Below are 23,787 nucleotides of genomic sequence, written 5' to 3'. Positions count from 1 at the left end.
GTATTCGATCGCGGGCCCACCATGTCGGGGACACACAGCGGGTAGCCGCTGCGATATCCGCATCGACAAGCGGTCCGGACCCGTGCGCTCGGTACAGACCTCGATCTCGCACCTTATTCGAGCCATCCCCGCTGGTTCCGTTGTTGGAAGTACAGGTCGTCCTCGTCGGGCTCGTCGGGTGTGACGATCTGGTCGCGGTTCGGCTTCCGTGTGCCCGCGATGGTGTTCCGTGTCGTGACGGTTTCGGCAGGTGGGGTGGGCGGTTCCGCCGGACGTGCCGGTGCCGGTTCGGGTATCGCAGGCTCCGGCACGGAACGCGACGGAGTGCGGTAGAGCTCCAGTTCGGCTTCGCCTTGCGCGGCCAGCTGCTGACGTTGCTCCTCCGACATCGCCAGATAGTTGTCCAGCGCGGCCGGCATCACCTGGTCCAGAGTGCGTGTGAACGTCTCGGCGCGAACGAAATCCCGAACCTCCGCCTTGCCGGACAGGACCGCGCTGATCTGTTCCTTGAGTGCGGGATCGGTGGTGTGGGCGGCCAGTAGACGCAGCGTGTGGGTCAGCTGCCGCGAGACCGCGGCATCGCCACCGGCGACATCGCGAAGAGGATCGGGCCGACTCACGACACACCCGGATGGTCGTAGGAGATCGATCGCACCCCTGGCAGGTCCGCATTGTTGGCGATGGTGTTGACTCCCGCCGACATCAACGCGACCGCTCCTTCCGAGCCCGCGAACATCAATCCGAGTTTGCTCCATATATCGATAGCGGTCTTGATCATGCGCGCAGCGTCCAGAGCGGCGGCGGCCTGCATCGCGGCCGCGGCGGGTGCACCGGCCACGGTCGCGCTCAGAGCCGCGACCGTGGCCTGCTTGATCGCATACATCGCCGCCAGGTCGAACAGTGTCTGCACCAGACCGGAAATCGTCTGCGCCAGTCCATAGGAGGACAATGCGAATGCTTTGATGCTTTCGGCGATTTCCTGCAGAGGATCCACCTGCTGATCGAGGCGATCGGTCACCGACGCGAAATACGTCCGGGCATTGTCGGCGGCGTTACCGCGCCAGGAGGCATCGAACTCCTTGACCGCTGCTTCCACACCCCCGCTGTAGGCGGTGTTGTACTCCGCGAGCTTCTCGATCGCTATCCCGGCTTGCTGCAGCGCATCCCAGTCACCTGCGACATAGTCGGTGATCGTGGTCAGAGCATCGAAACCCGTGATCGTCTTGACGATGCCGTTGAGCCAATAGGCCGGCGAGACGAAGTTCGCGTTGGTGGCCAGTTCGACCAGGTCGGGCACCGGGTCATCGGCTACGGGATCGGTCAGTACCTCGATCGGCGTCTCGGTCACTTCTCACCATCGCTCACATAGGTGCGATCCAATGATGCGGCGAAACCGCGGTCGGTAGTCCTGTACATTTTTCCGGCATTGGTGAGTTCTGTTGCGGAGTCGCTGGTGACGCTCCCCAGCCGCTTGTAGTTCGCCTGCAGCTGAGCCAACACCTCCTGCAGAGTTTCGATCACGCCCTGCAATACCAGTCCCCCCTCGGAACTGGGCAGATCCAGCCACTGCTTCAGATAGGTCTCGGTGTGCGCGTTGTCATCGGACAGCTTCTGCAACTTCGTGGCCGCGCCATCCAGATGATCGGGCTCGACCTTCAGTTCCTCGGCCACGAGCCCCCCTTCCTCCCATATCGAACTCGCTCCGTACTCGACCTTAGCCGCCGGAAGCATCCACCCCACGGCAAGGGCAAGCGAGGACAATCTCAGCGGCCGGTGCTCCTGCACGGCTCCCCGAAGACTCGTTCGGAAAACGGTCGTTTTTCGAACGCTTGACATCGGTTTGCCCTTATCGGCCCCGATCGCAGATTTTGGTCACATCGGTGCGTGCGAGCGGGTACCGCCGCTGTGATCGCCTTCTCTTCGTGCGTGCTGCCGCTCGCGAATGAGGCCGCTCTCGCGCTTCGCTTCGCCGGAAGTTCGATGCTTCGAAGTCAAGTGGGGTTGATGGGGTGAGGGGAACCGGGGCGGGGTCTGTCGACGTCCAATCCTGTGTTCGGGCAAAGTTCGACGATGTGGGGGGAAGATGAGAAGGCGAAGGTTGGCGACGATCGTGGGTGCCGGGATGCTGGCTGTCCTGCCGGTGGTCGTGGTCGCGACACCGGCGGCCGCTACGACGATCAACTGTGTGTACTCGGGTCCGGTGGTGGGGCACCCCGGGATGCAGTACATCTGCTACGTCCATCACGAGAACGGTTCGACGGAGGTCTTCTATGCACCCGGACCCTCGGCCAGGCCCTGAGCCGGTCGTTCACGTTCTGCAGAGTCCGCAGTTCGTGAATCAGGCCGATGGCACCGTGCGCGCCTATTATCCGGGCGACGACTGGTATGTCGTCGGAACGGACCGGCAGGATGCGATCGCGCGCCTACAAGCCGAGTTCGACCGTCGAATCCGAGATCCGGCCTATGTCGCCGAGCATTGGGCGCGCACCCAGCGCCATCTCGACGGCCGGGAGAGCACACCGGGGTTCGAGGTCACGAGGCTCAGCGAGGACGACTACCGGCGGCGCACCGAAGAACTCGGCTCGCGCCTTCGAGAGCGGCCCGATCCGGACTCCTGATCTTGTGGCCTTGGTGGATGCGCGACGGGCAGGTGCCCAGCACTACGGCACGTATCCGTCAATTGTTTCAGCTCTTCATATTTCGACGCGCGGCGACCGCACGCCGCGCAGCACGCAACTGCTCCCGAATGTCGGCCGGATCGTCTTCGGCATCGATATCGACCGAGGTGGTCGCCAAGGCGGCGTATTGACGCTGACGACGATCGGCGCGGTAGGCGAGCACGTCGTCCAGTCGCAGCCGATGACATGTGCCCACCCGCTCGGCGGCCAACTCGTTCTTGTCGATCAGTCGCTTCACCGTCGAACGACTGACGCCGAGTAGATCGGCGGCCTGCTGCGAGGTCAGGGTCATGCCGTGGGAAAGCTCAAAACGGACGCCGACTGTGCGTTGTCGGCGGCCGGAACAAAGGTCTTCTGCTCCATTGCCGTCGCATCCCCCTCGAATCGTTCCGAACATTCCGGATGACCTTTCGAAAGTGTGGCGCATCAATCCCGACCCTGTCGAGTTCCGACGCTTCACCCCTTTCGGACGACTCGGCCCCCGGCTCGGTGGCGATCGATCGGGTGACTCGATCACAGCACTCGATTTCGTAACCTAGGAGGACAGTATTTCTCCAGTGCTACAACTACCCGAATCAAGGTGGGTTCGGTTGGCGATGCTTCTTGCCCGCCAATCCGGGAGCAGGCCGTCCCGGCGTGAACATCGAGGCGTGGTGCCAGTACGCCTACGGACTGCACGCCCGCGGCGGTTCCACGGCCTACAACTGGCGGTGCGACGTCTGAGCGGCGGGTAGTCCACTTCCGCCGGCACAGCTCCTCGGTCAGCCGTAGTAGATCACCACCTGAGCAGGCGCATGGACCGGTGTTGGCCGGGTCCACGCGCCTGTCAGTTGAGGATCAGGTCGGGGCGGAGTCGCCCGTGTCGACTACGCCCGGACCGCCGGAGAGGTCGCCGGTGAACAATCCCCGCAGTTCTTGTTCTTCGGCAGCGGTGGGGGTCCAGCGGGTGGCGGTGAGGTTTTCGTCGAGTTGTTCGGGGACGGTGATGCCGGCGATGACGCTGGTGACGGTGGGTTGGGCGAGGAGCCAGCCGAGGGCGAGGGCGGTGGGGGTGAGGTCGCGTTCGGCGGCGAAGGCGGTGAAGCGGTCGAGGGCGTCCCAGGGGGCGGTTTTCAGTAGGTAGCGTTTGAGGTTGGTGATCTTGGCGCCCTCGGGGGCGTCGCCGCGTCGGTATTTGCCGGTGAGCAGGCCGTTCTGGAGGGGGAAGTAGGGGATGAAGCCGAGGCCGTAGTGGCGCAGGGCGGGGAGGAGTTCCTCTTCGGGTTTGCGCCAGGTGAGGTTGTATTCGTCGGTGGTGGAGACGAATCGGGTGTAGCCGTGGCGGGCGGCGGTGTGGTCGGCGTCGGCGATCTGCCAGGCGGCGAAGTTGGAGGCGCCGATGTAGCGGACTTTGCCGGAGGTGACCAGGCTGTCCAGGGCGGCGAGGGTTTCCTCGATCGGGGTGTGCGGGTCGGGGAAATGGATCTGGTAGAGGTCGATGTAGTCGGTGTTCAGGCGGCGCAGCGAATCCTCCACCGAGGCGAGGATGTATTTGCGCGCGCCGGTCAGCGCGTAGGAGGGGCCGCGGTCGGCCAGCAGGGAGCGGCCGAATTTGGTGCCGATGACGACGTTTTCGCGTCGGTTGCCGACGGCTTTCGCGAACAGTTCCTCGCTGAGTCCGGTGCGGTCGCCGTAGCCTTCGGCGAGGTCGAAGTAGGTGATGCCGAGGTCGAGGGCGCGGTCGACGATGGCCCGCACCCGCTCGGGGTCGACGGCGCGCATTCCGGTGCGGCCGAACGTGCTGGCTCCGATGCCCAGTTCCGAGAGGACCAGTCCGGAGCGGCCGAGAGCGCGATAGCCGGCGGGCAACGCCGCTGCCGGGGGCATCAGCCGTTGTCCGTATCGAGCAGGCCCTGCAGGGTGTCGGCTTCGTATTCGGTGCGGAACAGGCCGCGCCGCTGCAATTCCGGGACGACCAGGTCGACCAGCAGGTCCACCGGGCCGCGGTGATAGGGCGGGAAGAACTGGACGCCGTCGAGCACGCGTTCCACGAAGTTCTCCTCGACCCAGTCGGCGATGGTGTTCGCGTCGCCGACCAGGGCGGGTTGCGCGGCCTGCCGCGAGCGGTGCACGTGGTGGTACAGCTCGCGCAGGGTGAGGTCTTCGCCGATCGAGGTGAGCAGGCGTCGGATGATCTCGCGGTCGTCGCGGCTGTCCACGTGCCGTTTCTCCCGGCCCAGTGAGCCGAGGAATCCGTCGAACACGTTCGGGGCGACGGTGTCCAGGTCGACCACGTCCACGACTTTCTCGTTGTCGCGCACCCGGGACAGGTCGATGCCGAGGGCGAGGGAGAACTGCTCCGGGATCTCCTCGGTCAGCGCGAAATTGGTGACCTCGCGATAGATGGCCTGAGCTTCCCCGCGGGTGCCCGCGACATAGAAGGTGGCGCCGGGGATGATCTTGAACTTCTCCGGGTCGCGCCCGTTGGCGGCGACGCGTTCCTTGAGCGCGCGGTACTCCTCTTTGCCGCGCTCGATGCCCAGGTAGGGCGAGAACCGCACCTGCGCGAGGTCCGCGCCGTATTTCAGCGACTCCTCGGAGGTGCCGACGTGCACGTTCGGGATGCGCCGCTGCACCGGCGGCGGCACGTTGAGCGGGCCGCGCACCTCGAAATGTTCGCCGCTGTGCTCGATCCGATGCCAGGAGCCGGGCTTGATGAGCGTGCCCGCTTTGCGGTCGTCGAGCAGCAGGTCCTCGTCCCAGCTCTCGTAGAGCAGACGGTTGACGACCTCGGTGAACTCACGGGCGCGGGTGTATTTGGTCTGCTCGTCGGGGACGGCGTTGCGCCCGTAGTTCAGGGCCGGGTCGCCCTCGCGGTCGATGCCGAACACCACGTTGAGCGCGGTGCGGCCGGTGGCGAAGTTGTCCAGGGTGGCCAACTGCCGGGCGATGGCGTAGGGGTGCTCGAAGGAGGAGTTCACCGACACCAGGAAGCCGAGGTTCTTGGTCAGCGCGGCGGCGTGGCTCGCGTAGACGAAGTTGTCCCAGCGGTAGATCCGCTGGAGGTGGTCCGGTTCGCTGCCCAGCGCGCTGCCGGAGAACACGTAGTCGAGTTTGCCGCGTTCGGCGGCGCGGGCGATGTCCAGGATGACGCTGGGGTCGCGCAGTCCGGAATTGGTGGCCTGCGGCAACCGCCAGGCGTCGGCGTCCCAGCCGGTGCCGTAGGCGGCGACGCCGAGGCGCAGTTTTCTCTCACTCATGGGTCTCTCCGGTGGCGAAACGGTTGGGCGGCACGGGAAGTCCGAAATGGCCGCGGAAGGTGTCGGCGGTGTACTCGGTGCGGAACACGCCTTTGTCCTGCAGGATCGGCACGACCTCGCCGGTGAAGCGCTCCAACTGGTCCCACAGGTAGGGGGAGTTGATGTTGAAGCCGTCGGCCGCGCCGCGGTCGAACCATTCGATGAGACGGTCGGCGACGTCCTGGGCGGTGCCGATGACCTGCGGGAAGCCGCCACCGATGGCGTTGCGCAGCAGGTCGCCCGCGCGGACCGCGCCCTTCTCGACGGTGCGGTCGGTGCGCGCGGCGACGGCGTCGAGCAACCGGCGGCCGTAGTCGTTGAATTCGCTCGCGGTGTCGGCGGTGACGAGCGCGCCCAGTCCGCCCGGCCGCAGGTCGACGCCGACGCGTTCGGACAGCGAACGCAGGCTGCGCACGCCGCGCGGCAGCGGGAAGCGCGACTGCTGGATCGCCGTCCACGCCTCGCCGCTCCAGAACTGTTCGTCCTTGTCGCCCTCGACCGGGTCCTCGTCGAGCGGGAGTCCGTCGTTGAGGCGCTCGAAGATCGCCACGGCGTCGGCGCGGGAGTCACCGATGACCGGGGAGATGCCCGGCAGGAAGAAGATCGGCACGTCCCGGCCGTGGATGCGGCGGGCGCGGGCGCGGACGTCGGTGTTGAACTCGATCGAGTCCTCGATGCTGGTCGGTCCGGTGAAGTTGAGTTCGCAGTGCCGCGCGGTCAGTTCCCGCGAGGATTCCGACGCGCCCGCGTAGAGCAGCGGGATCTGGCCCTGCGGCGGACGCGCCATCGGCAGGGTGCCCGCGACCTGGAAGAACTCGCCTTTGTGCTCGAGGCGGTGGATCTTGCTCGGGTCGAGGTAGACGCCGCCGGTCTTGTCCTGGAGGTAGGCGCCGTCCTCGATGCTGTCCCACAGTCGCCGGATGACGTCGATGAATTCGTCGGCGCGCGCGTAGCGGCGTTCCCCGCCCAGGTCGGGCAGGCTGAAGTTGCGCGCGGCCAGGTCCGAGGCCCCCAGCACCACGTTCCAGGACAGCCGTCCCTTGCTCAGGTGGTCGAGGGAGGCGGTGAGCCGGGCCAGGATGTAGGGCTCGTAGTAGGTGGGGTGCGCGGTGACGGCGATGCCGATCTTGGACGTGCGCAGCGCCAATTGTGAGGCGAGAGTGAACGGTTCGAGTCTGCCCGCGTTGTGGGTGGTGCCCCAGTGTTCCTGGAAGACGTCGCCGGGCAGGGTGTCGCCGAGGAAGAAGAAGTCGAACTTGGCGGCCTCGACCAACGCGGCGGCCTTGGCCGGGTAGTCGAGTTCGAAAGCGTTCGCGGTGGGGGCTTCCGGCAGTCGCCAGCCGCCCCAGTGGGTGCCGTTGAGCCAGTACATGTAGCCCAGGTGCAGTTCACGTTTCGAGGGGGAACTCACGTGAAATCCTTTCGGTGGATCAGACGGAGACCGGCGGTCGATCAGACCGCGACCGTCGGGATGCCCGCGCCGGGAATGGAGGCGAGCAGTTCCTTGACGTAGTCGGTTTCCGGGGTGGAGATGATGGCGCGGGCGGTGCCGCTCTCGACGATCTCGCCGTGCCGCAACACCACGATCTCGTCGGACATCTCGGCGATGACGCCGAGATCGTGGGAGATGAAGACGTAGGTCAGCGACAGGTCGCGTTGCAGGTCGGCCAGCAGGTCGAGGATCTGCCGTTGCACGGTGACGTCGAGCGCCGAGACCGGTTCGTCGAGGATCACCAGTTCCGGGTCGGGGGCCAGCGCGCGGGCGATGGCGACGCGTTGGCGTTGCCCGCCGGAGAGTTCGGCGGTGTAGCGGTCGGCCACGTCGGCGGGCAGGCCGGTGCGGTCGAGCAGTTCGGCGACGCGGCGGCGACGTCGGGCGGCGTCACCGATGCGGTGGCCGCGCAACGGTTCCTCGATGAGCGCGCTGACGGTGACGCGCGGGTCGAGCGAGGCGAACGGGTCCTGGTAGACCATCTGGACCTTGCGGTAGAGCGCGCGCTGCCCACGACCGCGGCGATGGTGCACGACCCGTTCGCCCGCGACCTCGACGGCGCCGGCGTCGGGGGCGACCAGTCCGGCCAAGATCCGCACGAGAGTGGTTTTGCCGGAACCGGATTCGCCGACGATGCCGAGGGTGGTGCCGCGCCGCACGGTGAACGAGGCGTCCGCGACGGCGGTGACCTTCTCCTTGCCGCGATGGGCGAGGAAGCTCTTGCGCACGCCTTCGGCGCGCACCACGATCGGCGCGTCCGGGTCGACGGCGCGTTCGGCCGCGACGACCGAACCGGCCAGCCCCAGCGCCGAGGATTTCAGCAGGGCGGTCGTGTATGGGTCGCCGGGTTCGGCGATGACCTCGGCCGCCCGGCCCGAGCGCACCACGCGACCGGACTGCAACACCGCGATCTCGTCGGCGCGTTCGGCGGCGACGCCGAGATCGTGGGTGATCAGCAGGATCGCCAACTGTTCCTCGGCGACCAGTTCGCTGAGCAGGTCCAGGATGCGTTTCTGCACCGTGACGTCCAACGCGGTGGTGGGTTCGTCGGCGACCAGCAGCGCGGGCCGCGTCGACATGGCCGCGGCGATCAACACTCGCTGGCACATGCCGCCCGAGAGTTCGTGCGGATAGGCGTGGAAGACCTTGTCCGGGTTGCGCAATCCCACCTGCGCGAACAGGTCCAGGATGCGCGCCCGGCGTTCGGCCTTGTTCGCCAAGCCGTGCGCGCGCAGCGGTTCGCCCGCCTGGATGCCCACGGGCAGCAGCGGATTCAGACCGAGCAGCGCGTCCTGCGGGATGTAGCCGATCTCGCGTCCGCGGATCGCGCGGTACTGCTTGTCGGTGAGCCCGTTGAGCTGACGACCGCCCAGGGTGACGCGCCCGCCCGTGACCCGCCCGTTCTCGGCGAGGGTGCCGGTGACGGTGCGCGCGAGTGTCGACTTGCCCGAACCGGATTCGCCCACCAGCGCCAGCACCTCGCCCGCGCGCAGGCTCAGGCTCACCCCGTCGACGACCCGGGCCGTGCGGCGGCCGGGCACGTCGAAGTCGACGGTGACGTCCTGCAAGGTCAGCAAGGTCGCCGGGGATTTCGTGACCTTCGTGAGCGGATCAGGCGACGACACTGGTTCTCCCGCGATTCAGCGATCGTCCGATCCGGTAGATCGCGACGACCGAGAGGGTGATGACGAGTCCGGGCAGCAGGCTCAGCCACCACTGGGTCGCGATGAACGTGCGGCCCTCGGAGACGAGCAGACCCCACTCCGGGGTGGGCGGGGGCGCACCGAGACCCAGGAAGCTCAGCGCCGCGACGGTGAGGATGGCGGTGCCGATCTCCATGGTGGCCGCGGCCAGCACCGACCGCGACGCGTTCGGGACGACGTGGCGGAACAGGCGGTAGGCGTAGCCGTGGCCCGCGAACACCGACGCCTCCACGTATTTCGAGGTGGCGACCTTCAACACTTCCGAGCGCATGAGCCGGGCGAAGCCCGCGGTGCTGTTGATGCCGATGGCGATGGCGATGTTGAGCACGCCGTGCCCGAGCGCCGAGATGATCGCCAGCGACACGATCAGGCTGGGCACCGCCAGCATCACGTCCATGACCCGCATGAGCACACTGTCGACCCAGCCGCCCACCGCGCCCGCGACCAACCCGATCAGCGCGCCGCTGACCAGACCGAGCAGGACCGCGATCACCGCGGCCTGCACCGAGAGCGACGTGCCGTGCACCATGCGGGTGAACTGGTCGCGGCCCAGGTCGTCGGTGCCGAACGGATGCGCGAGGCTCGGGGCCAGCAGCAGCGCGTCGGCGTCCTGGGCCAGCGGATCACGTCCGGTGAACAGCGTCGGGACGAAGGTGGCGACCACCATCAGCGCCACCCACAGGTAGGAGATCAGCAGACTCGGCTCGGTCACGACGTGCCGCGACCACCGCAGCGCCGCCTTGCCCCGCCCGCCCGCGCGGGCCGGAACCTCGGGGGCCGCGGACTTCTCCAGATCGACGGAGGAGACTTCCAGCAGACTCATCGGGCGTCCAATCGGATTCGCTTGTCGATGACCGGATAGATCAGGTCGACGACCAGGTTGACCGTCACGAAGATCAGCGCGCTCGCGGTGACCGCGATCAGCACGATCGGCATGTCCCGGCCCTCCACGGCGTCGACGATGAGTCTGCCGACCCCGAGGCGGGAGAACACCGTCTCGGTGAGCACGGTGCCGCCGACCATCACGCCGACGGTGGTCCCGAGCGCGGTCACCACCGGCAGCGACGCCGCGCGCAGGGCGTGCCGCACGACCAGGTCGAAACGGCTCAGCCCCCAGTTGCGCGCGGTCTCGATGTAGGGCGAGTCCAGGGCGGCCCGCAGGTTGACGGTGAGCAGTTGGGAGATCTGCCCGCCGCCCGCCACCGCGATCGACAGCGACGCGATCACCAGACCGAGGGTCGTCTTGTCGCCGAACGCTTTGATCCAGCCCAGTTGGAAGGCGAAGATCTGCACACCGACCAGCGCGACGATGAACGGCGGCAACGACACCGCGACCGGCGGCAGCGAGATCAGCAGTTCCCGCGCCCACTTCCAGTCGATCAACTCGATCACCACCGACAGCGTCACGCCGAGCAGCACCGCGAGGAACAGCCCGAGGAACGCCAGTTGCACCGTCTGCCCGAAGGATTCGAAGAAGATGTCGGTGGCGGGCCGCCGCTGGTAGATGCTGTCGCCGAAATCGCCGCGCAGCGCGCTGAACAGCGCGTCGAAGTACTGGACGTAGAGCGGACGGTTGAGCCCGAGCAACTCGCGCTGCTCGGCGAGCATGCGCTCGATGTCACCGCCGTCCGCGCCCAGGGTGAGGCCGCCCGCCGCGTCGCCGGGCACGATGTAGAGCAGGAAGAACGCACCCGTGAACGCGCCCCACACCACGACCACCGCGTAGGCCAGCCGCCGCAGGACGTACCTCACCAGTTCCATCACGGACCTACTGCTCGAGCCAGGCGTTGTACAGGTACTGGTCCAGGCCGACCGCCTCGATCCCGTGCAGTCGCGGCTGGTAGGCCCACACGTCGACGTCGTTGATCACCGGGATCACGTACGCCTCGCGCACCAGCAACTCCGCGGCCTTGTCGACGATCGCCTGCCGGGCGGGCTTGTCCAGCACGGTGTTCTGCTCCTGCAACAACGCGTCCACCTCGGTGCCGTCGGGCAGGAAGGACCGGTTGGAGCCGGTCGTCTTGCCGTAGTTGGCGCGCAGCACGTCCGGGTCGGGCGTGGAGTGGTACCAGTAGGCGATGTCGTACTCGCCGGAGAGCAGCTTCTGGTTGGCCTCCGCGCGCAGCGGCGGCTCCAACGCCAGGTCGACGCCGATCTTGCGCCACTGGCTCTGCAACACCTGCCAGCCCGCGTCGTCCTGCGGACCCCGCAACCGCAGTCGCTCACCCGCGGCGTTGACGCGGATGCCGTCCGCGCCCACCGTCTTCCAGCCGGCTTCCTCGAGCAACCGCACGGCCTTGTCCGGGTCGTACTTCAAGTACTGGCTGACATCGGCGAAGTACGGGTTCGACTCGCTCAGCGGACCTTTCGCCACCCGGTCGTGACCCTTGGAGACGATCTTGACGTACTCCTCCCGGTTCAGGCCCACCTGCAACGCCTGCCGCACCCGCACGTCCTGGAGGAACTTCGAGGAGGTGTTCACCGGCAGTTCGGTGCCGGTCGCGGGATTGAGCGTCTCGGAGATCGTCAGACCCGCCGACTTCAACTGGTCGACGTACTTGCCGTTGACCCAGTAGATGAACTGCAACTCGTCGCCGCCGATGACCGCGCCGTTGCGCACCGAGTCCTCGGGGATGATCTTGTAGACGACCTCGTCCAGGTACGCCGCGCCCGAACGACCGAAATAGGCCGGAGCCCAGTTGTATTCGGGGCGCTTCTTCAACACGATGTGCTGGTTGGGGATGTATTCCTGGAGGTAGAACGGGCCGGAGCCGTCGATCCACTTCTGCCGCTCGGCCACCGGCAGCGCCGCGGTCTTCGCCGAGACGATGCCGGCGTGCGCGCGCGAGAGACTGGTCAAGAAGGCGGCGTTCGGCTTCTCGAACTCCACCACCACCTCGTACTCCGAGGGCGCCGTGATCTGACGGATGCCTTCGACGATGGTCTTGGCGCTGGAGTGGATGCCGGGCCGGTTCAGGCTCTCGAAGTTCTTCTTCACGACGTCACCGGTGAGTTTGGTGCCGTCCTGGAAGGTGACGTCCTGGCGCAGTTGGAAACGGTAGACGCGGGCGTCGGTGACATCCCACTTCGTGGCCAGCCACGGCTCCAACTGCTTGGTGTCGGGGTTGTAGAAGACCAACGAATCCGACAGCGCCCGCGCCACCGTCCGCCAGACCTGGTTCACCACAGCGGCGTCCACGCCGTTGAGGTCCTGGTTCAGGCCGATGTTCAGCGTGCCGCCGGTCTGCGGCGGGCCCGCGTCGCCGCCGCCCGAAGTGCCGCCGCCCGCGCACGCGGTCGCCACCAGCGCGACCAGCGTCGTCACCGCGGCGAGCCGCCATCCCCCTCTCCTACGCCCGATTGCCACCGCGACTCCTTTCGAACACACACCTGGGGACTCCCGTCGTGTCGGCTCAGCGAGTTCCACTCAGCCGCACCGTGGTTCGGGGTCGTCAGAGGTAAAGCGCAGGACGTTCGGCACGTCGGGTACTGCCGTGAAGCGCGCACGGCTCGCCGCGCACGATCACATGACGGGTAAACTATCGACGCGCCCGGAGTGTGGAAATGGTTTGCCTCACCCCTGTTTTAACCCTCGCGGCAAACCTCGGGCATCCCTCCGCGCGCAACGTGAACCGACCGGTTGTTGCGCCGGGACGGTCGTACCGGATTGAATGCGGACGTGAGCCACAGCCGAGAATTCGACATCTGCGTGGTCGGCCTCGGGCCGACCGGACGGGCGCTGGCCCACCGAGCGGCCGCGGCCGGACTCCGCGTCGCCGCCGTCGACCCGCGCCCCGACCGCCTGTGGCCGCCCACCTTCTCCTGCTGGATCGACGAACTGCCCGCCTGGCTACCCGCGAGCGCCATCGCCCAGCGCATCGCCGCGCCGACCGTGTGGACCGAGACCGAACACCGCGTCGAACGCCCCTACTGCGTGCTGTCCAAACCCGGACTCCGCGACGCGCTCCCGCTGGACGAGGCCACCGTGATCACCGGGCGGGCCGCCGAGGTCACCGCGCACACCGTCACCCTGCGCGACGGGACGACCATCACCGCCGACACCGTCTTCGACACCCGCGGCCTGCCCTCCCCCGGCGCGCGGCGCACCGCCTCCGCGCACGGCATCTTCGTCGACGCCGCCGTCGCCGCGCCCATGGTCGGCGACGGCGAAGGACTGCTGCTGGACTGGCGGCCCGAGAACGGCGCGGGCCCCGACGAACCGCCGTCGTTCCTGTACGCCGTGCCGCTCGGCGACGGCACCGTCATCTTCGAGGAGACCAGCCTCGGATTACGCGGGGGAATGCCCCAGCACGTGCTGCGGGCCCGCACCCTGGCCCGCCTCGCCGCGCACGGCATCCACCTCACCGGTGACGAACCTAGCGAAGCCGCCCACTACCCCCTCGACCAGCCCCCGCCCGCCCGCCGCGGCGACGGACCGATCCCGTTCGGCTCACGCGGCGGCATGATGCACCCCTGCACCGGCTACAGCGTCGCCGACTCACTGGCCCTGGTCGACACCGCCGTCGACGCCCTGAACGCGGGAACGAACCCCGTCGAAGCGTTGTGGCCGTGGCGCGCGCGCCTGGTCTACTGGATGCGCATGCGCGGGCTGTACGGCCTCGGCCGTCTCACCACCGACCAGTCCATCGCCATGTTCGAGGCGTTCTTCACCGAATCCGAGCGCGGACAACGCGCCCTGCTCTCCGCCCATGACGACTACACGGCCCTCGGCGCGGTCCTGGTCAACACCGTCGCCCACACCTGGCCCTTCCACTGGCGCTACGACCTCGTCGGCTGGACCCACCGCAACCGCTGGCTCGACCACCCCTACTGACCTACCGGAAGTCGACGGTCTCCAACGTCAGCGCGAAGGGGCTCGGCAGGTCGAGCGGCTTGCCGAAGGGCACCCGCGACTCCGAACGGTAATCGATCAGGTCACCGTCGCCGCCTGGTTCGCCGAACAGTGTGACCGCCTGCTTCTCCCGGTCCACCAGCAGATAGAGCGGCACGCCGCCCCGGGCGTAGCAATAGCGCTTGCCGCGCCGATCCCGTTCGGCTTTGGCGCTGGTCACCTCGAGGACCAAGACAATGTCGTCGACCGGCATCCAAGCGGGTTGACCGGCGTAAGCGCCGACCGGCGCGAACACCCCGTCGGGGATCAGGTGATTACTCGGGCACAGGCCGCCGCGTTCCAGCAACAGACCTTTGTTGCCCGAGAAGTCCAGATCGACGGTCGCGCGCCGGATGATCTGCCGGACCACGGAGGCGACGATCGCCTCGTGATCGCCCGACGGCGGCGGTGTCACGATGATTTCCCCCTCGATCAGTTCGGCCCGGAACCCGTCGGGAGTCACCAGTGCGTGGAACCCCTCCAACAACACCTCCGCCGGATCCCGCGGCGGTTCGTGCGTGGTCGCCGCCGTCATCGCGCACACCTCCCTCCGATTCGCCACCCCAGCATACGGATATCGCTGGTCACGACGGTACGTCCGCCGTGACACTCACGCGCCGGTTTCGGCGGCGCGGCGGTAGCCGCGGATGGCGGGGAGGGCGAAGACGGCGATGAGGCCGACGGTCCAGGCGACGGTCTTCCACATGGGCTCGGCGACGGGGCCGCCGTAGGACAGGCCGCGCATGGCGTCGATGGCGCAGCTCATGGGCTGGTTCTCGACCACGTCCTGCAACCAGGTGGGGTACGCGCCGACGGGGACGAAGCCGGTGTTGAAGAACATCAGCAGTGTGTTGACGATGCTGATGAGGCTGACCAGCATGACGCCTTCGGTGATCGTCGCCAACGCCGTGACCAGCACCGCGAAACCGATGCCGAACAGCACGGGGATGCCGATCATCGCCACCGCGGCGAGCGCGCCCTGATCGAAGCGGAACCCGATGGCGAAACCGACCGCGATGACGAACAGTGTGGTCAGCAGCACCCGGACCGCCTCGGCGATCAACCTGCCGGTCAGACCGGCGGCGCGATGCACCGGCATGGTCCAGAACCGGCCGAGCAGGCCCGTGGCCTTCTCCACCTTGAAACCCAGCGCGCTCACCACCGCCCCGGACATCGCCGCGACCAGCGTGATCATCGGGACCTGACCGTAGACGGCGGGCTGCCCGGTGGCGGCGCTGATCGAATTGCCCAGCACGACGTGGAACATCAGCAGGGTGACGGCCGGATACAGGATGGTCTGGATGGTGGTCGCGGGATCGCGCGCCCACCCGTAGAGCAGCCGTTTGGCCTGTACCAGGCTGTGGTCGAGCCAGGTGCCGAAGCCGTTCTCCGCGCGCGGTCGTTCCACGACCGGCAGCGGCTGCCACCGGATCTCCTCGGTCGCGACGTCCTCGTCCAAGACCATCTCCGCCGAACTCATGACCGCCTCACACTCGCCCAGACCGCAAACGGGATGAATACGATCGCCAGTCCGCCCAACCACAGCAGCGGAACCCACAACACCTGCCAGCTGACCCCGTCGGCCGCCATGTCGCGCATCGCGAAGGAGAACTGGGAGATCGGCTGATTGCGCGCGAACGGCCGGATCCACTCGGGGAAGGAGGTCTCCGGCACGAATCCGCACGAGAGCATGCCGAAGATGATCGTCGGCAGCGTCAGCGCCTGACTCAGCGATTCCGGGCTCTTGGTCAGCGACCCGAGCCCGTCCGCGCCGATCGCCAGCACCGTGCCGACCGCGAGGGAGAACCCGCAGAACAGCACGGCCTGCCACACCCCGGCCTCGAAGCGGAACCCGATCAGGTGGCCGAACAGCAGCGCACCGATCAGCGAGACGACCGAACGCACCAGCCCGGCGCTGATCCGCGCGGACAGCGGGACGAGGGTGCCGATGGGCATCGTCTGCAATCGGGTGCTCAACCCGGTCAGCGCCTCGAACGCCGACAACTGGGCGTTCGACATCATCGTGAACGCCATGGTCTGCAACACGATGACCGGCATGACGAACTGCGCGTAGTCGATGCCCTGGAATTTCATGACGTAGCGCAGCGGCAGGTAGAAGCCGAGGGTGAACACCAGCGGGGTGACGAAGGCGACGATCAGTTCGCCCTTGGTCGCCATCGTGCGCACGACCCGCCCGCTCAGCGCGCGCCACTGCGCGAACGAGGACGGACTGGCTTCGGGCAGCGCGGCGAAGAGCCGATCGGGGTCGGCGCCCGGATCGGGTCGCTCGGTGGTGGCGGCCGTCACGACTGACCGCCCGAGTGGCCGGTGATGGACAGGAATACGTCGTCGAGGGAAGGGCGGCGCAGGCCGATGTCGGCGAGGTCGACGCCGACGTAGTCGAGTCGGCGCAGCGCCTCGGCCAGGGTGGTGGCGCCGCCGGGGGCCGGGATCGAGAGGCGGTCGGCGCCGTCGAGATCGGCGGCGACGGCGGCGGGCACCAGGTCGCCGAGGGCGTCGGCGGCGCGCTGCAGCTGCTTGGGATCGAGCGGGACGACCTCGCAGTAGCTGCCGCCGGTCTTCTCCTTGAGTTCGTCGGCGGTGCCTTCGGCGATGACGGTGCCCTTGTCGATGACGATGATCCGGTCGCTCAGGACGTCGGCTTCCTCGAGGTACTGGGTGGTCAGCAGCACGGTGATGCCCTGCTGCTTGAGGATCTGCACCAGGTCCCACACGCCTTGGCGGCTGCGCGGGTCCAGACCGGTGGTGGGTTCGTCGAGGAAGACCACTTCGGGGCGCACCACGAGTCCGCAGGCGATGTCGACGCGGCGGCGCATACCGCCGGAGTACTGGCGCACCGAGCGGCGGCCCGCGCTGACCAGGTCGAACTGTTCGAGCAGGTCGTCGGCGCGGCGGCGGGCCGACGAGCGACCCAGGCCCATGAGCCTGCCGAACAGTTCGAGGTTCTCCCGTCCGGAGAGGTTCTCGTCGAGGGCGGCGTACTGGCCGGTCATCATGATCGAGCGGCGCACGCCCGCGGGGTCGGCGCGCACGTCGTGTCCGGCGACGACGGCGGTGCCGGAGTCGGGGCGCAGCAGCGTGGACAGGATCTTGACGGTGGTGGTCTTCCCGGCGCCGTTGGGGCCGAGGATGCCGAGCACGGTCGCTTTGGCCGCGGTGAAACTGATGCCGCGCAGGGCCTCGACCTCGCCGAAGGATTTGCGGACGTCCTCGACGAGGACCGCCGGATCGCTCACGGACGACTCTGCTTGGTTCGAACTCGGCATCAACTCTCCACTATCTGCCCGGTGCGGCGATCCTCGCCGTGGCGTGCCGTGGGCACGCCCTCCGGTGGTGATCGGATCGCTCGGCGTGATGTTACCGGCCCCAACTCCGCGACAAGGGTGAGCAGGGGTATCCCACCGGAACTGTTCCGAACTGTGTTCTTGATCACAATTGCGTGGCCGGTCGGGACCCGCCCTGGGCGGATCCGCGCGAGGGCAGCGCAGGGGCAGTGACGCCGTCTTGTCGACGCCTCGCGACGCCCATAATCTGCTGGCAGGGGAAAACGACGTACTCACCTGTCGGCGGGGTCGCTGTCCACCGGGTGAGTACCAGGGTGGGACGACTGCGAGAGGTGCGACATGACAGAGTCAACGCAGCCGCGCACGGCGATGGAATCCGTACGGACAGCCCTGTATCCGACCGGCCGGGAGGTCCTGACCTCCTACGACCCGCGCACCGGCGAGGTGGTCGGCAGCTACGCGATGATGGGAACCGGCGAACTCGATCGCACCGTGCGCGCGGCGCGCTCGGCCGAGAGATGGTGGGCCGCACTGGGATTCAAAGCCCGCAAACGGTGGCTGCTGGACTGGAAACGCCACATCGCCAAGCGCGCGGGCGAATTGGTGGAGATCATCCGCGAGGAGACCGGGAAACCGGAGGCGGACGCGGTGATCGAGGTCCTGCTGGCCATCGAGAACCTGGACTGGGCCGCCCGCAACGCCGGACGCACCCTGCGCAGGCGCGGCCTGCGCTCGACGTGGCTGACCCGTAACCAGAAGGCGTCGGTGGGCTACCTCCCGCTCGGCGTCGTCGGCGTGCTCGGGCCGTGGAACAACCCGCTGTTCACCCCGATGGGCTCGATCGCCTACGCGATGGCCGCGGGCAACGCGGTGGTGTTCAAACCGCACGAGCTGACCACCGGCGTCGGGGTGTGGCTGGCCGAGAGTTGGCAGCGACTGGCCCCCGACCAACCGGTGCTGCAAGTGGTCACCGGCGATCACGTCACCGGGGCCGCGCTGTGCCGGGCCAAGGTCGACAAGATCGCCTACGCCGGATCGGAAGCCGGTGCGCGCGAGGTCATCTCGGCCTGCGCGCAGACCATGACACCGGTGGTGGTGGAACGGGCGGGCAAGGGCGCGATGGTCGTGCACGTCGACGCCGAACTCGACGACGCCGCCGAAGCCGCGGTGTTCGGCGCGATGGCCAACGCGGGCCAGAACCCCACCGGCATCCAGCGCGCCTACGTCGCCGATTCGGTCTACGACAACTTCCTGGAACTGGTGGCCGCGCACGCGCGGGTCCTGCGTCCGGGCGCGGACCGGCACGCCTCCTACGGCCCGATGGTGCTCGAATCGCAGATCGAGGTGGTGCGCCGGCAGGTCCGCGACGCACTCGCCCGCGGCGGCCGCGCGGTGGTCGGTGACCTGGAGTCGCTGCGCGAGCCCTACATCCAGCCGATCGTGCTCGCCGAGGTCCCCGAACAGAGCATCGCCGTCACCGGTGAGGCCATCGGCCCCGTGCTGATCGTGAACCGGGTGGCGAACCTGGAGGAGGCGGCCGAGCGGATCAACGCCACCGGCAACGCCATCGCGGTCTCGGTGTTCACCCGCGACGTCGCCGACGTCGACTCCTTCGCCGAGAAACTGCGCGTCGGGGTGGTGACCATCAACTCCTCCACCGCCTACACCAGCATTCCCGCGCTGCCCTTCGGCGGCGTCGGCGAATACGGCCAGGGCCACAGCCACGGCGAGCACGGCCTGCGCGAGTTCAGCCGCACCCTCGCGGTGGCCCGCAAGCAGTACCGGGCGCCGGTGAACCTGTCCACGTTCGAGCGGCACCCACGGCACCTACGCCTGGCGAAGACGATGTTCCGACTACGGCACGCGCACCGCCCCTGAGGGGCACGTCGACACCGCCCCTGAGCGGCGCGTCGACACCGACCCCGGACGGCGGCTCAGCCGAGCAGCACGGCCTCCATCAGGGCGGTGACGCGCGCCAATTGCTCGGGGCGGGAGTCGAATCGGACCAACCGCCCCACGTCGATGACCTGACCGATGGCCGCGTGCACGCGGAAGCGGGCCTCGGTCGGGTCGCCGTCGAGCAGGTTCGCCCACTCCTGCACGTTCTGCCGCTGGATGGCGCGCAGCTTGTGCTGTTCGGCGGGCGGCAGGTTGCTGAACTCGGCGTAGTAGACCGGCATGATCTCGGGCATCGCGAAGGTCAGCCGGGCCTGGCGTTCGGCGATGCCGCGCACCGCGTCGGGGCGGCTGGTCGCTTCGGCCAGCGCTTCGGTGATGGCCATCGCGACCCGGTCGCCGGTGCGGTAGAAGGCGGCGGCGAGCAGATCGGATTTGCTGCTGAAGTAGCGGTAGACGCTGGAGGCGTTGATGCCGACGGCCGCGCCGATCTCCTCGATGCTGGCCTCGTGGTAGCCCTGCCTGCCGAAGATGCGGATGGCCTCGGTGAGCAGCTGTTCGCGTTTCGAGGTGACCGGAAGCCCCTTGGTGACCGGCCCGGGTTCGGGTGCGGGCGGGGCGGGCGGCAGGTCGGCGTGCACCACCGCGGCGCACATCTGTTCGAGCAGCGGCAGCAGGCGCGCGCCGGACAGCGCGGTGCGGTGCGCGGAGATGCTGGCGACTACGCTGAGCACGGCGGCGGCGCGCATGGCGACGTCGGCGTCGGGCAGTTCCGGGCGCAGACCGGCGATCGGGGCGGCGACGGTGGCGTTGAGGTCGTCGTAGATCTTGCGGATGCGCACGCGGTCCTCGTGTTCGAGGTAGCGGCGTTCCCACCGGTAGAGCCCGGCTTCGCGGCGGATGTCGATGGTGTGTTCGCTGATCGCCTTGATCAGGGCGTCCAGGCGGGCGGCGGGTTCCAGGTCGGGGTCGTCGGCGTCCTGGGCGACCTGGAGCAGGTGGCGGGCGCCTTCTTCGGCGGCGGCGACCAGCAGCGCGTACTTGTTGGCGAAGTGGCGGTAGAGCGCGGGGCCGGAGATGCCGACCTCGGCCGCGATCTCGTCGACGCCGACCGGGTAGTAGCCGCGTTCGCTGAAGGCGCGCGCGGCGGCGCGCACGATCTGGACCTTGCGGTCCTTGGGACGCCTGCGCACGGATTTGGCGGGTTCGGCGGCGTTGCCGCCGGTGGCACGGCGCGCGGGAGCGAGATCGATCTCGCTGCGTTCCGCGACCATGCATCACTCCATTCCGGGACGGTCCCCTCACCACGGCGCTGCCTGTTGACAGCGCCCGACAAGTCAACCTAAGTTAACCACAATTCGCAAAGTTAACCACTATTCGTGTTGCGATGCCGGGCGAATGGCAGACCAGGAGCTGATGATGAGTAATACCGATTCCGCAACCGCGGCCCGTTTCTCCGCGGTCAAGGACGGGAAGATCCTGCGCGTCACCATCACCAACCCCAAGCGCAAGAACGCCGTGGACTACGACACCATGGTCGCCCTCGGGGACACCTTCCTGGCCGCCGCCGAGGATCGCGAGGTCCGGGCGATCGTACTCGCGGGCGAGGGCGGCGACTTCTGCACCGGCGCCGACCTGTCCTCCTCGGCCGCCGAACAACAGCGCGGCATCACCTCCGACATGGTCATGGACGCCGCCAACCGGCTCGTGAAATCCATTGTCGACGTGCCGGTCCCGGTCGTGGCCAAGATCAAGGGCGCGGCCGCGGGCGTCGGCGTCGGCATCGCGTTGGCCGCCGACCTCGTCTACGCCGAAACCGACTCCTACCTGCTGCTGGCCTTCATCAACATCGGCCTGATGCCCGACGGCGGCGCCGCCGCGATGGTCGCCGCCGCGGCGGGCCGCCCGTTGGCCGCCGAGATGGCGCTGCTGGGCGAGCGCCTGCCCGCGGGCAAGGCCAAGGAAGCCGGACTGTTCGCGGGCGTGCTCGCCGACGCCGACCTCGACGCCCGCGTCGACGCCGTGGCCGAGAAGCTGGCCGCGGGTCCGCGCCGCGCGCTGGAACTGACCAAGCAGGCCCTCAACGCCGCCACCCTCTCGCACCTGGACGCCGCGCTGGCCGCCGAGAAGGCCGGACAGACCGAACTGCTGGTCTCGCCGGACTTCTTCGAGGGCGCGACCGCGATGCTCACCAAGCGCAAGGCGGTCTTCGCCGACTAGTCCGGCGCGCGGCCGACCGAGGTCCGCGATGGTGGTCCCGGCCACACATCGCGGATTTCCGCCGACTATGTTCATCGGCTATGGCATACCTGGTTACCGGAGCAACTGGGTTCATCGGTCGATTCCTCGTCCCGCAGTTGCTGCATCGTGACGGCGATATCCACGTACTGGTCCGACCCGGCCTCGACTCGGCGGACCGCTTCACCTGCTGCGCCCGGGAGTGGGACGGCGGTGACCGGGTCCGCCCGGTCCGCGGCGACCTCGGCGCGCCCGGACTCGGCATCGACCCGGGCTGGCTGGTCGAGCACCGCGGCGAGATCGACCACATCTTCCACCTGGCCTCGAGCTACGACCTGATCGAGCGCGGCGGCGGCACCCGCCACGTGGTGGAGGTGGCCGAGGCGCTGGGAACGCCCCTGCTGCACCACCTCTCGACCGTGGAGGTCGCGGGCGGCTTCGAGGGCCTGTTCACCGAGGACATGTTCGACCGCGGCCAGCGGCCCGCCACCGCCCTGCAACGCGGCAAATTCGAGGCCGAGCGCATCGTGCGCGACTCCGGGGTGGACTGGCGGATCTACCGGCCCTCGATCGTCATCGGGCACTCCCGCACCGGCGAGATCGACCGCATCGACGGCCCCTACTACTTCTTCCGCCTGCTGCGGATGGCCGCCCAACTCCCCCGCCTGCTGCCCGTGCTGGTACCGAAACTGGGCGAGACCAACATGGTGCCGGTGGATTTCGTGGCCCGCGCGCTCGACCACATCGCCCACGGCGACCTGCCGAACTCCAGCACCTACCACTTGGTCGACCCGCGCAGGCAGAGCGCGGCCGAGGCGCTGAACCTGTTCGCCGACGAGGCGGGCGCGCCGCACCTGGTCGAGGTCATGCCCAAACGCACCCTGGAGATGATGCTGCGGGTGCCGGGCGCGAAATGGGTGCTGCCGCGCGTCGGCGTCCCCCGCGACGTGCTGGCGCACAGCGAATTCACCTGCTGGTTCGGCTGTGAGCGCACCACCGCCGCGCTGGCCGACTCCGACATCCGCGTTCCCCCCTTGGCCGGCTACGCACCGCTGATCTGGAAGTACTGGGCCGAGAACTGGGTCTGAACGGCCCCCACACACGACACCGCCCCGGCCGCTGAGCGCGACCGGGGCGGTGGAGTTCGGGAGGGTCAGACGCCCATGCCGCGGGCCAGGACCGGCCAGGACTGGTGCAGCTCGTCCTGCCAGTAGCCCCACGAGTGGGTGCCGTTGGGGCGGAAGTTGAACGTGGCCGGGATGCCCAGTTCGTTCAGCTTGTTCTGCAAGTTGTGCGTGCAGAAGTTGGTGCCCGCCTCGATCACGCCGCCGATGATGAGCTGATTGGCCAGACCGTAGGCGCCGGGCAGCGCGTACTTGCCGTCCAGGGTGTCGTACGGGCCGGGCAGGCCGGTACCGGTGGAGACGTAGAGATCGACCCCGCGCAGCCCTTCGGCGTTGACGTAGGGATCGTTCTTCGTCCACTCCGGCGAGCCCTCCGGGCCCCACATGTTCAAGGTGTCGCCGCCGCCCCAGGTCTCGACGGTCAGGCGCACGAACTCCGAACCCACCGGGTCACTGGTCTGGGCGCAGCCGCTGTAGGCGGCGGCGGCCTTGTAGAGGCCCGGCTTGGCGATCGGCAGCGCCAGCACCGTGGTGCCCGAGGTCGACAGACCCGCGATTCCGTTGACGCCGTTGGTGCCCAGCGCGCCGTCGATCAGCGGGGGCAGTTCCTCGGTGAAGAAGGTGGTCCACTTGTTGCGGCCCAGCGTCGGATCGTCCTTGATCCAGTCGGTGTAGTAGCTCCACTTGCCGCCGATGGGCTGGATCACGTTGACGTTCTTGTCGCTGAGGAACTGCAACGCGTCGGTCTTGGCGTTCCAGGAGGCGGTGTCCTCGCCGCCGCCCGCGCCGTTGAGCAGGTAGAAGGCCGGACGCGGCACCGAGGCGTCGGCGGGGCGCTGCACGTCGACCGGGAAGGTCTCGTCCATCGCCGCCGAGTACACGTACAACCGCAGGTTGCGCGCGTCCTTGATCTCGGCCTTGGTGATCTTGGAGCCGTCGGGCGCGACGGGATTACCGAGCAGGGCCTTGGAGTCGATGATCGGGTCGGCCGCCGAGGCCGGGGATGCGCCGAGTCCGGACATGACGCCCGCGAACACCGCGGTCGCCGCCAGCATCGCCGCGGCACGCGAGCCACGGCGCCGGGTGAGTCGACGTATCAATTTCGCACCTTCACTTCGTATCGGGACGGATGGTCTTCCCTCGACCGGGCCGGCGGGTAGCCGGCCCGACCATACGGCCTGT

23 protein-coding genes are annotated in these 23,787 nt (G+C 68.2%); 6 read left to right on the top strand and 17 right to left on the bottom strand.

Annotated features, from left to right (window positions below):
* Nucleotides 1–113: 113 nt before the first annotated feature.
* Genes ON30_RS35875 through ON30_RS04270 form a run of 3 tightly spaced genes read right to left on the bottom strand, consistent with a single transcriptional unit; the run spans nt 114 to nt 1,671 of the window.
* Entirely contained in the window at nt 114–620 is a 507-nt protein-coding gene (locus ON30_RS35875) for a hypothetical protein (protein WP_051028922.1), read from the bottom strand.
* Nucleotides 617–1,348, bottom strand: a complete 732-nt coding sequence (locus ON30_RS04275; protein WP_040704362.1) for a hypothetical protein — start codon at nt 1,346–1,348, stop codon at nt 617–619. The genes ON30_RS35875 and ON30_RS04275 overlap by 4 nt, the downstream gene beginning before the upstream one ends.
* Nucleotides 1,345–1,671: a type VII secretion target gene (locus tag ON30_RS04270; RefSeq protein WP_040704360.1), complete on the bottom strand. Its 327-nt coding sequence runs from the start codon at nt 1,669–1,671 to the stop codon at nt 1,345–1,347. Before ON30_RS04270 ends, ON30_RS04275 begins: the two co-directional genes overlap by 4 nt.
* A 412-nt stretch (nt 1,672–2,083) precedes the next feature.
* On the opposite strand from ON30_RS04270, the gene ON30_RS04265 reads away from it, so the two are divergent.
* Nucleotides 2,084–2,299 carry a hypothetical protein gene (locus tag ON30_RS04265; RefSeq protein WP_157183605.1) on the top strand — a complete coding sequence of 72 codons (216 nt, stop codon included), beginning with the start codon at nt 2,084–2,086 and terminating at the stop codon, nt 2,297–2,299.
* On the top strand, nt 2,271–2,618 hold the full coding sequence (locus ON30_RS04260; RefSeq protein ID WP_169334873.1) for a hypothetical protein: 348 nt from the start codon (nt 2,271–2,273) through the stop codon (nt 2,616–2,618). Before ON30_RS04265 ends, ON30_RS04260 begins: the two co-directional genes overlap by 29 nt.
* 67 nt (nt 2,619–2,685) lie before the next feature.
* Here the strand turns inward: ON30_RS04260 and ON30_RS04255 are convergent, their stop codons facing one another.
* The 8 genes from ON30_RS04255 to ON30_RS04220 form a co-directional block, all read right to left on the bottom strand.
* On the bottom strand, nt 2,686–3,075 hold the full coding sequence (locus ON30_RS04255) for a helix-turn-helix domain-containing protein (protein ID WP_306307314.1): 390 nt from the start codon (nt 3,073–3,075) through the stop codon (nt 2,686–2,688).
* A gap of 440 nt (nt 3,076–3,515) precedes the next feature.
* Complete coding sequence (locus ON30_RS04250; protein ID WP_040704356.1) at nt 3,516–4,544, bottom strand: aldo/keto reductase; 1,029 nt, start codon at nt 4,542–4,544, stop codon at nt 3,516–3,518.
* Nucleotides 4,544–5,917 carry an NtaA/DmoA family FMN-dependent monooxygenase gene (locus ON30_RS04245; protein WP_040704354.1) on the bottom strand — a complete coding sequence of 458 codons (1,374 nt, stop codon included), beginning with the start codon at nt 5,915–5,917 and terminating at the stop codon, nt 4,544–4,546. Before ON30_RS04245 ends, ON30_RS04250 begins: the two co-directional genes overlap by 1 nt.
* The gene (locus ON30_RS04240) at nt 5,910–7,367 is read right to left on the bottom strand and encodes an LLM class flavin-dependent oxidoreductase (RefSeq protein WP_040704352.1); all 1,458 of its coding nucleotides are present in this window, start codon (nt 7,365–7,367) and stop codon (nt 5,910–5,912) included. The genes ON30_RS04245 and ON30_RS04240 overlap by 8 nt, the downstream gene beginning before the upstream one ends.
* A gap of 41 nt (nt 7,368–7,408) precedes the next feature.
* Nucleotides 7,409–9,073, bottom strand: a complete 1,665-nt coding sequence (locus tag ON30_RS04235) for a dipeptide ABC transporter ATP-binding protein (protein WP_051028921.1) — start codon at nt 9,071–9,073, stop codon at nt 7,409–7,411.
* Nucleotides 9,060–9,974 carry an ABC transporter permease gene (locus ON30_RS04230; protein ID WP_040704351.1) on the bottom strand — a complete coding sequence of 305 codons (915 nt, stop codon included), beginning with the start codon at nt 9,972–9,974 and terminating at the stop codon, nt 9,060–9,062. The genes ON30_RS04235 and ON30_RS04230 overlap by 14 nt, the downstream gene beginning before the upstream one ends.
* On the bottom strand, nt 9,971–10,912 hold the full coding sequence (locus tag ON30_RS04225; RefSeq protein ID WP_051028920.1) for an ABC transporter permease: 942 nt from the start codon (nt 10,910–10,912) through the stop codon (nt 9,971–9,973). Before ON30_RS04225 ends, ON30_RS04230 begins: the two co-directional genes overlap by 4 nt.
* Nucleotides 10,913–10,919: 7 nt before the next feature.
* Nucleotides 10,920–12,518 (bottom strand): ABC transporter substrate-binding protein, encoded by a 1,599-nt coding sequence (locus tag ON30_RS04220; RefSeq protein WP_157183604.1) that lies wholly within the window; start codon nt 12,516–12,518, stop codon nt 10,920–10,922.
* A gap of 312 nt (nt 12,519–12,830) precedes the next feature.
* Between ON30_RS04220 and ON30_RS04215 the strand changes: the two genes are divergently transcribed.
* On the top strand, nt 12,831–13,985 hold the full coding sequence (locus ON30_RS04215) for a lycopene cyclase family protein (protein ID WP_040704349.1): 1,155 nt from the start codon (nt 12,831–12,833) through the stop codon (nt 13,983–13,985).
* Between the two features lies 1 nt (nt 13,986).
* Here ON30_RS04215 and ON30_RS04210 read toward each other — a convergent pair whose 3' ends face one another.
* From ON30_RS04210 to ON30_RS04195, 4 genes are all read right to left on the bottom strand, one after another.
* The gene (locus ON30_RS04210; protein ID WP_040704347.1) at nt 13,987–14,577 is read right to left on the bottom strand and encodes a Uma2 family endonuclease; all 591 of its coding nucleotides are present in this window, start codon (nt 14,575–14,577) and stop codon (nt 13,987–13,989) included.
* Between the two features lie 75 nt (nt 14,578–14,652).
* Nucleotides 14,653–15,522, bottom strand: a complete 870-nt coding sequence (locus ON30_RS04205) for an ABC transporter permease (protein ID WP_040704345.1) — start codon at nt 15,520–15,522, stop codon at nt 14,653–14,655.
* The gene (locus ON30_RS04200) at nt 15,519–16,349 is read right to left on the bottom strand and encodes an ABC transporter permease (protein WP_040704343.1); all 831 of its coding nucleotides are present in this window, start codon (nt 16,347–16,349) and stop codon (nt 15,519–15,521) included. The genes ON30_RS04205 and ON30_RS04200 overlap by 4 nt, the downstream gene beginning before the upstream one ends.
* Nucleotides 16,346–17,329 (bottom strand): daunorubicin/doxorubicin resistance ABC transporter ATP-binding protein DrrA, encoded by a 984-nt coding sequence (locus tag ON30_RS04195; RefSeq protein ID WP_051028918.1) that lies wholly within the window; start codon nt 17,327–17,329, stop codon nt 16,346–16,348. The genes ON30_RS04200 and ON30_RS04195 overlap by 4 nt, the downstream gene beginning before the upstream one ends.
* Nucleotides 17,330–17,686: 357 nt before the next feature.
* Between ON30_RS04195 and ON30_RS04190 the strand changes: the two genes are divergently transcribed.
* Nucleotides 17,687–19,225 (top strand): aldehyde dehydrogenase family protein, encoded by a 1,539-nt coding sequence (locus ON30_RS04190; protein WP_083911131.1) that lies wholly within the window; start codon nt 17,687–17,689, stop codon nt 19,223–19,225.
* Nucleotides 19,226–19,281: 56 nt separating this feature from the next.
* On the opposite strand, the gene ON30_RS04185 is transcribed toward ON30_RS04190, so the two are convergent.
* Nucleotides 19,282–20,517, bottom strand: a complete 1,236-nt coding sequence (locus ON30_RS04185) for a TetR/AcrR family transcriptional regulator (protein WP_051028916.1) — start codon at nt 20,515–20,517, stop codon at nt 19,282–19,284.
* 145 nt (nt 20,518–20,662) lie between these two features.
* On the opposite strand from ON30_RS04185, the gene ON30_RS04180 reads away from it, so the two are divergent.
* Together ON30_RS04180 and ON30_RS04175 are read left to right on the top strand one after the other, a co-directional pair.
* Nucleotides 20,663–21,463, top strand: coding sequence for an enoyl-CoA hydratase-related protein (locus tag ON30_RS04180; RefSeq protein ID WP_040704515.1), 801 nt, complete (start codon nt 20,663–20,665; stop codon nt 21,461–21,463).
* Nucleotides 21,464–21,543: 80 nt separating this feature from the next.
* On the top strand, nt 21,544–22,569 hold the full coding sequence (locus tag ON30_RS04175) for an SDR family oxidoreductase (protein ID WP_040704339.1): 1,026 nt from the start codon (nt 21,544–21,546) through the stop codon (nt 22,567–22,569).
* A 65-nt stretch (nt 22,570–22,634) separates the two neighbouring features.
* Here the strand turns inward: ON30_RS04175 and ON30_RS04170 are convergent, their stop codons facing one another.
* On the bottom strand, nt 22,635–23,660 hold the full coding sequence (locus tag ON30_RS04170; RefSeq protein WP_040704337.1) for an alpha/beta hydrolase: 1,026 nt from the start codon (nt 23,658–23,660) through the stop codon (nt 22,635–22,637).
* Between the last annotated feature and the right edge of the window lie 127 nt (nt 23,661–23,787).

It is taken from the genome of Nocardia takedensis NBRC 100417, from assembly GCF_000308695.1.
In the GTDB taxonomy this organism is placed as follows: Bacteria; Actinomycetota; Actinomycetes; order Mycobacteriales; family Mycobacteriaceae; genus Nocardia; species Nocardia takedensis.
This window is presented reverse-complemented; position numbering and strand designations above follow the sequence as displayed.

Coding starts and splice junctions, on each gene's coding strand:
- ON30_RS04255 (WP_306307314.1), bottom strand. CDS start 3,075: ATGTTCGGAACGATTCGAGGGGGATGCGACGGCAATGGAGCAGAAGAC.
- ON30_RS04265 (WP_157183605.1), top strand. CDS start 2,084: ATGAGAAGGCGAAGGTTGGCGACGATCGTGGGTGCCGGGATGCTGGCT.
- ON30_RS04210 (WP_040704347.1), bottom strand. CDS start 14,577: ATGACGGCGGCGACCACGCACGAACCGCCGCGGGATCCGGCGGAGGTG.
- ON30_RS04250 (WP_040704356.1), bottom strand. CDS start 4,544: ATGCCCCCGGCAGCGGCGTTGCCCGCCGGCTATCGCGCTCTCGGCCGC.
- ON30_RS04205 (WP_040704345.1), bottom strand. CDS start 15,522: ATGAGTTCGGCGGAGATGGTCTTGGACGAGGACGTCGCGACCGAGGAG.
- ON30_RS04180 (WP_040704515.1), top strand. CDS start 20,663: ATGAGTAATACCGATTCCGCAACCGCGGCCCGTTTCTCCGCGGTCAAG.
- ON30_RS04190 (WP_083911131.1), top strand. CDS start 17,687: ATGACAGAGTCAACGCAGCCGCGCACGGCGATGGAATCCGTACGGACA.
- ON30_RS04260 (WP_169334873.1), top strand. CDS start 2,271: ATGCACCCGGACCCTCGGCCAGGCCCTGAGCCGGTCGTTCACGTTCTG.
- ON30_RS04195 (WP_051028918.1), bottom strand. CDS start 17,329: ATGCCGAGTTCGAACCAAGCAGAGTCGTCCGTGAGCGATCCGGCGGTC.
- ON30_RS04230 (WP_040704351.1), bottom strand. CDS start 9,974: ATGAGTCTGCTGGAAGTCTCCTCCGTCGATCTGGAGAAGTCCGCGGCC.
- ON30_RS04170 (WP_040704337.1), bottom strand. CDS start 23,660: ATGCTGGCGGCGACCGCGGTGTTCGCGGGCGTCATGTCCGGACTCGGC.
- ON30_RS04185 (WP_051028916.1), bottom strand. CDS start 20,517: ATGGTCGCGGAACGCAGCGAGATCGATCTCGCTCCCGCGCGCCGTGCC.
- ON30_RS04175 (WP_040704339.1), top strand. CDS start 21,544: ATGGCATACCTGGTTACCGGAGCAACTGGGTTCATCGGTCGATTCCTC.
- ON30_RS04225 (WP_051028920.1), bottom strand. CDS start 10,912: ATGGAACTGGTGAGGTACGTCCTGCGGCGGCTGGCCTACGCGGTGGTC.
- ON30_RS04245 (WP_040704354.1), bottom strand. CDS start 5,917: ATGAGTGAGAGAAAACTGCGCCTCGGCGTCGCCGCCTACGGCACCGGC.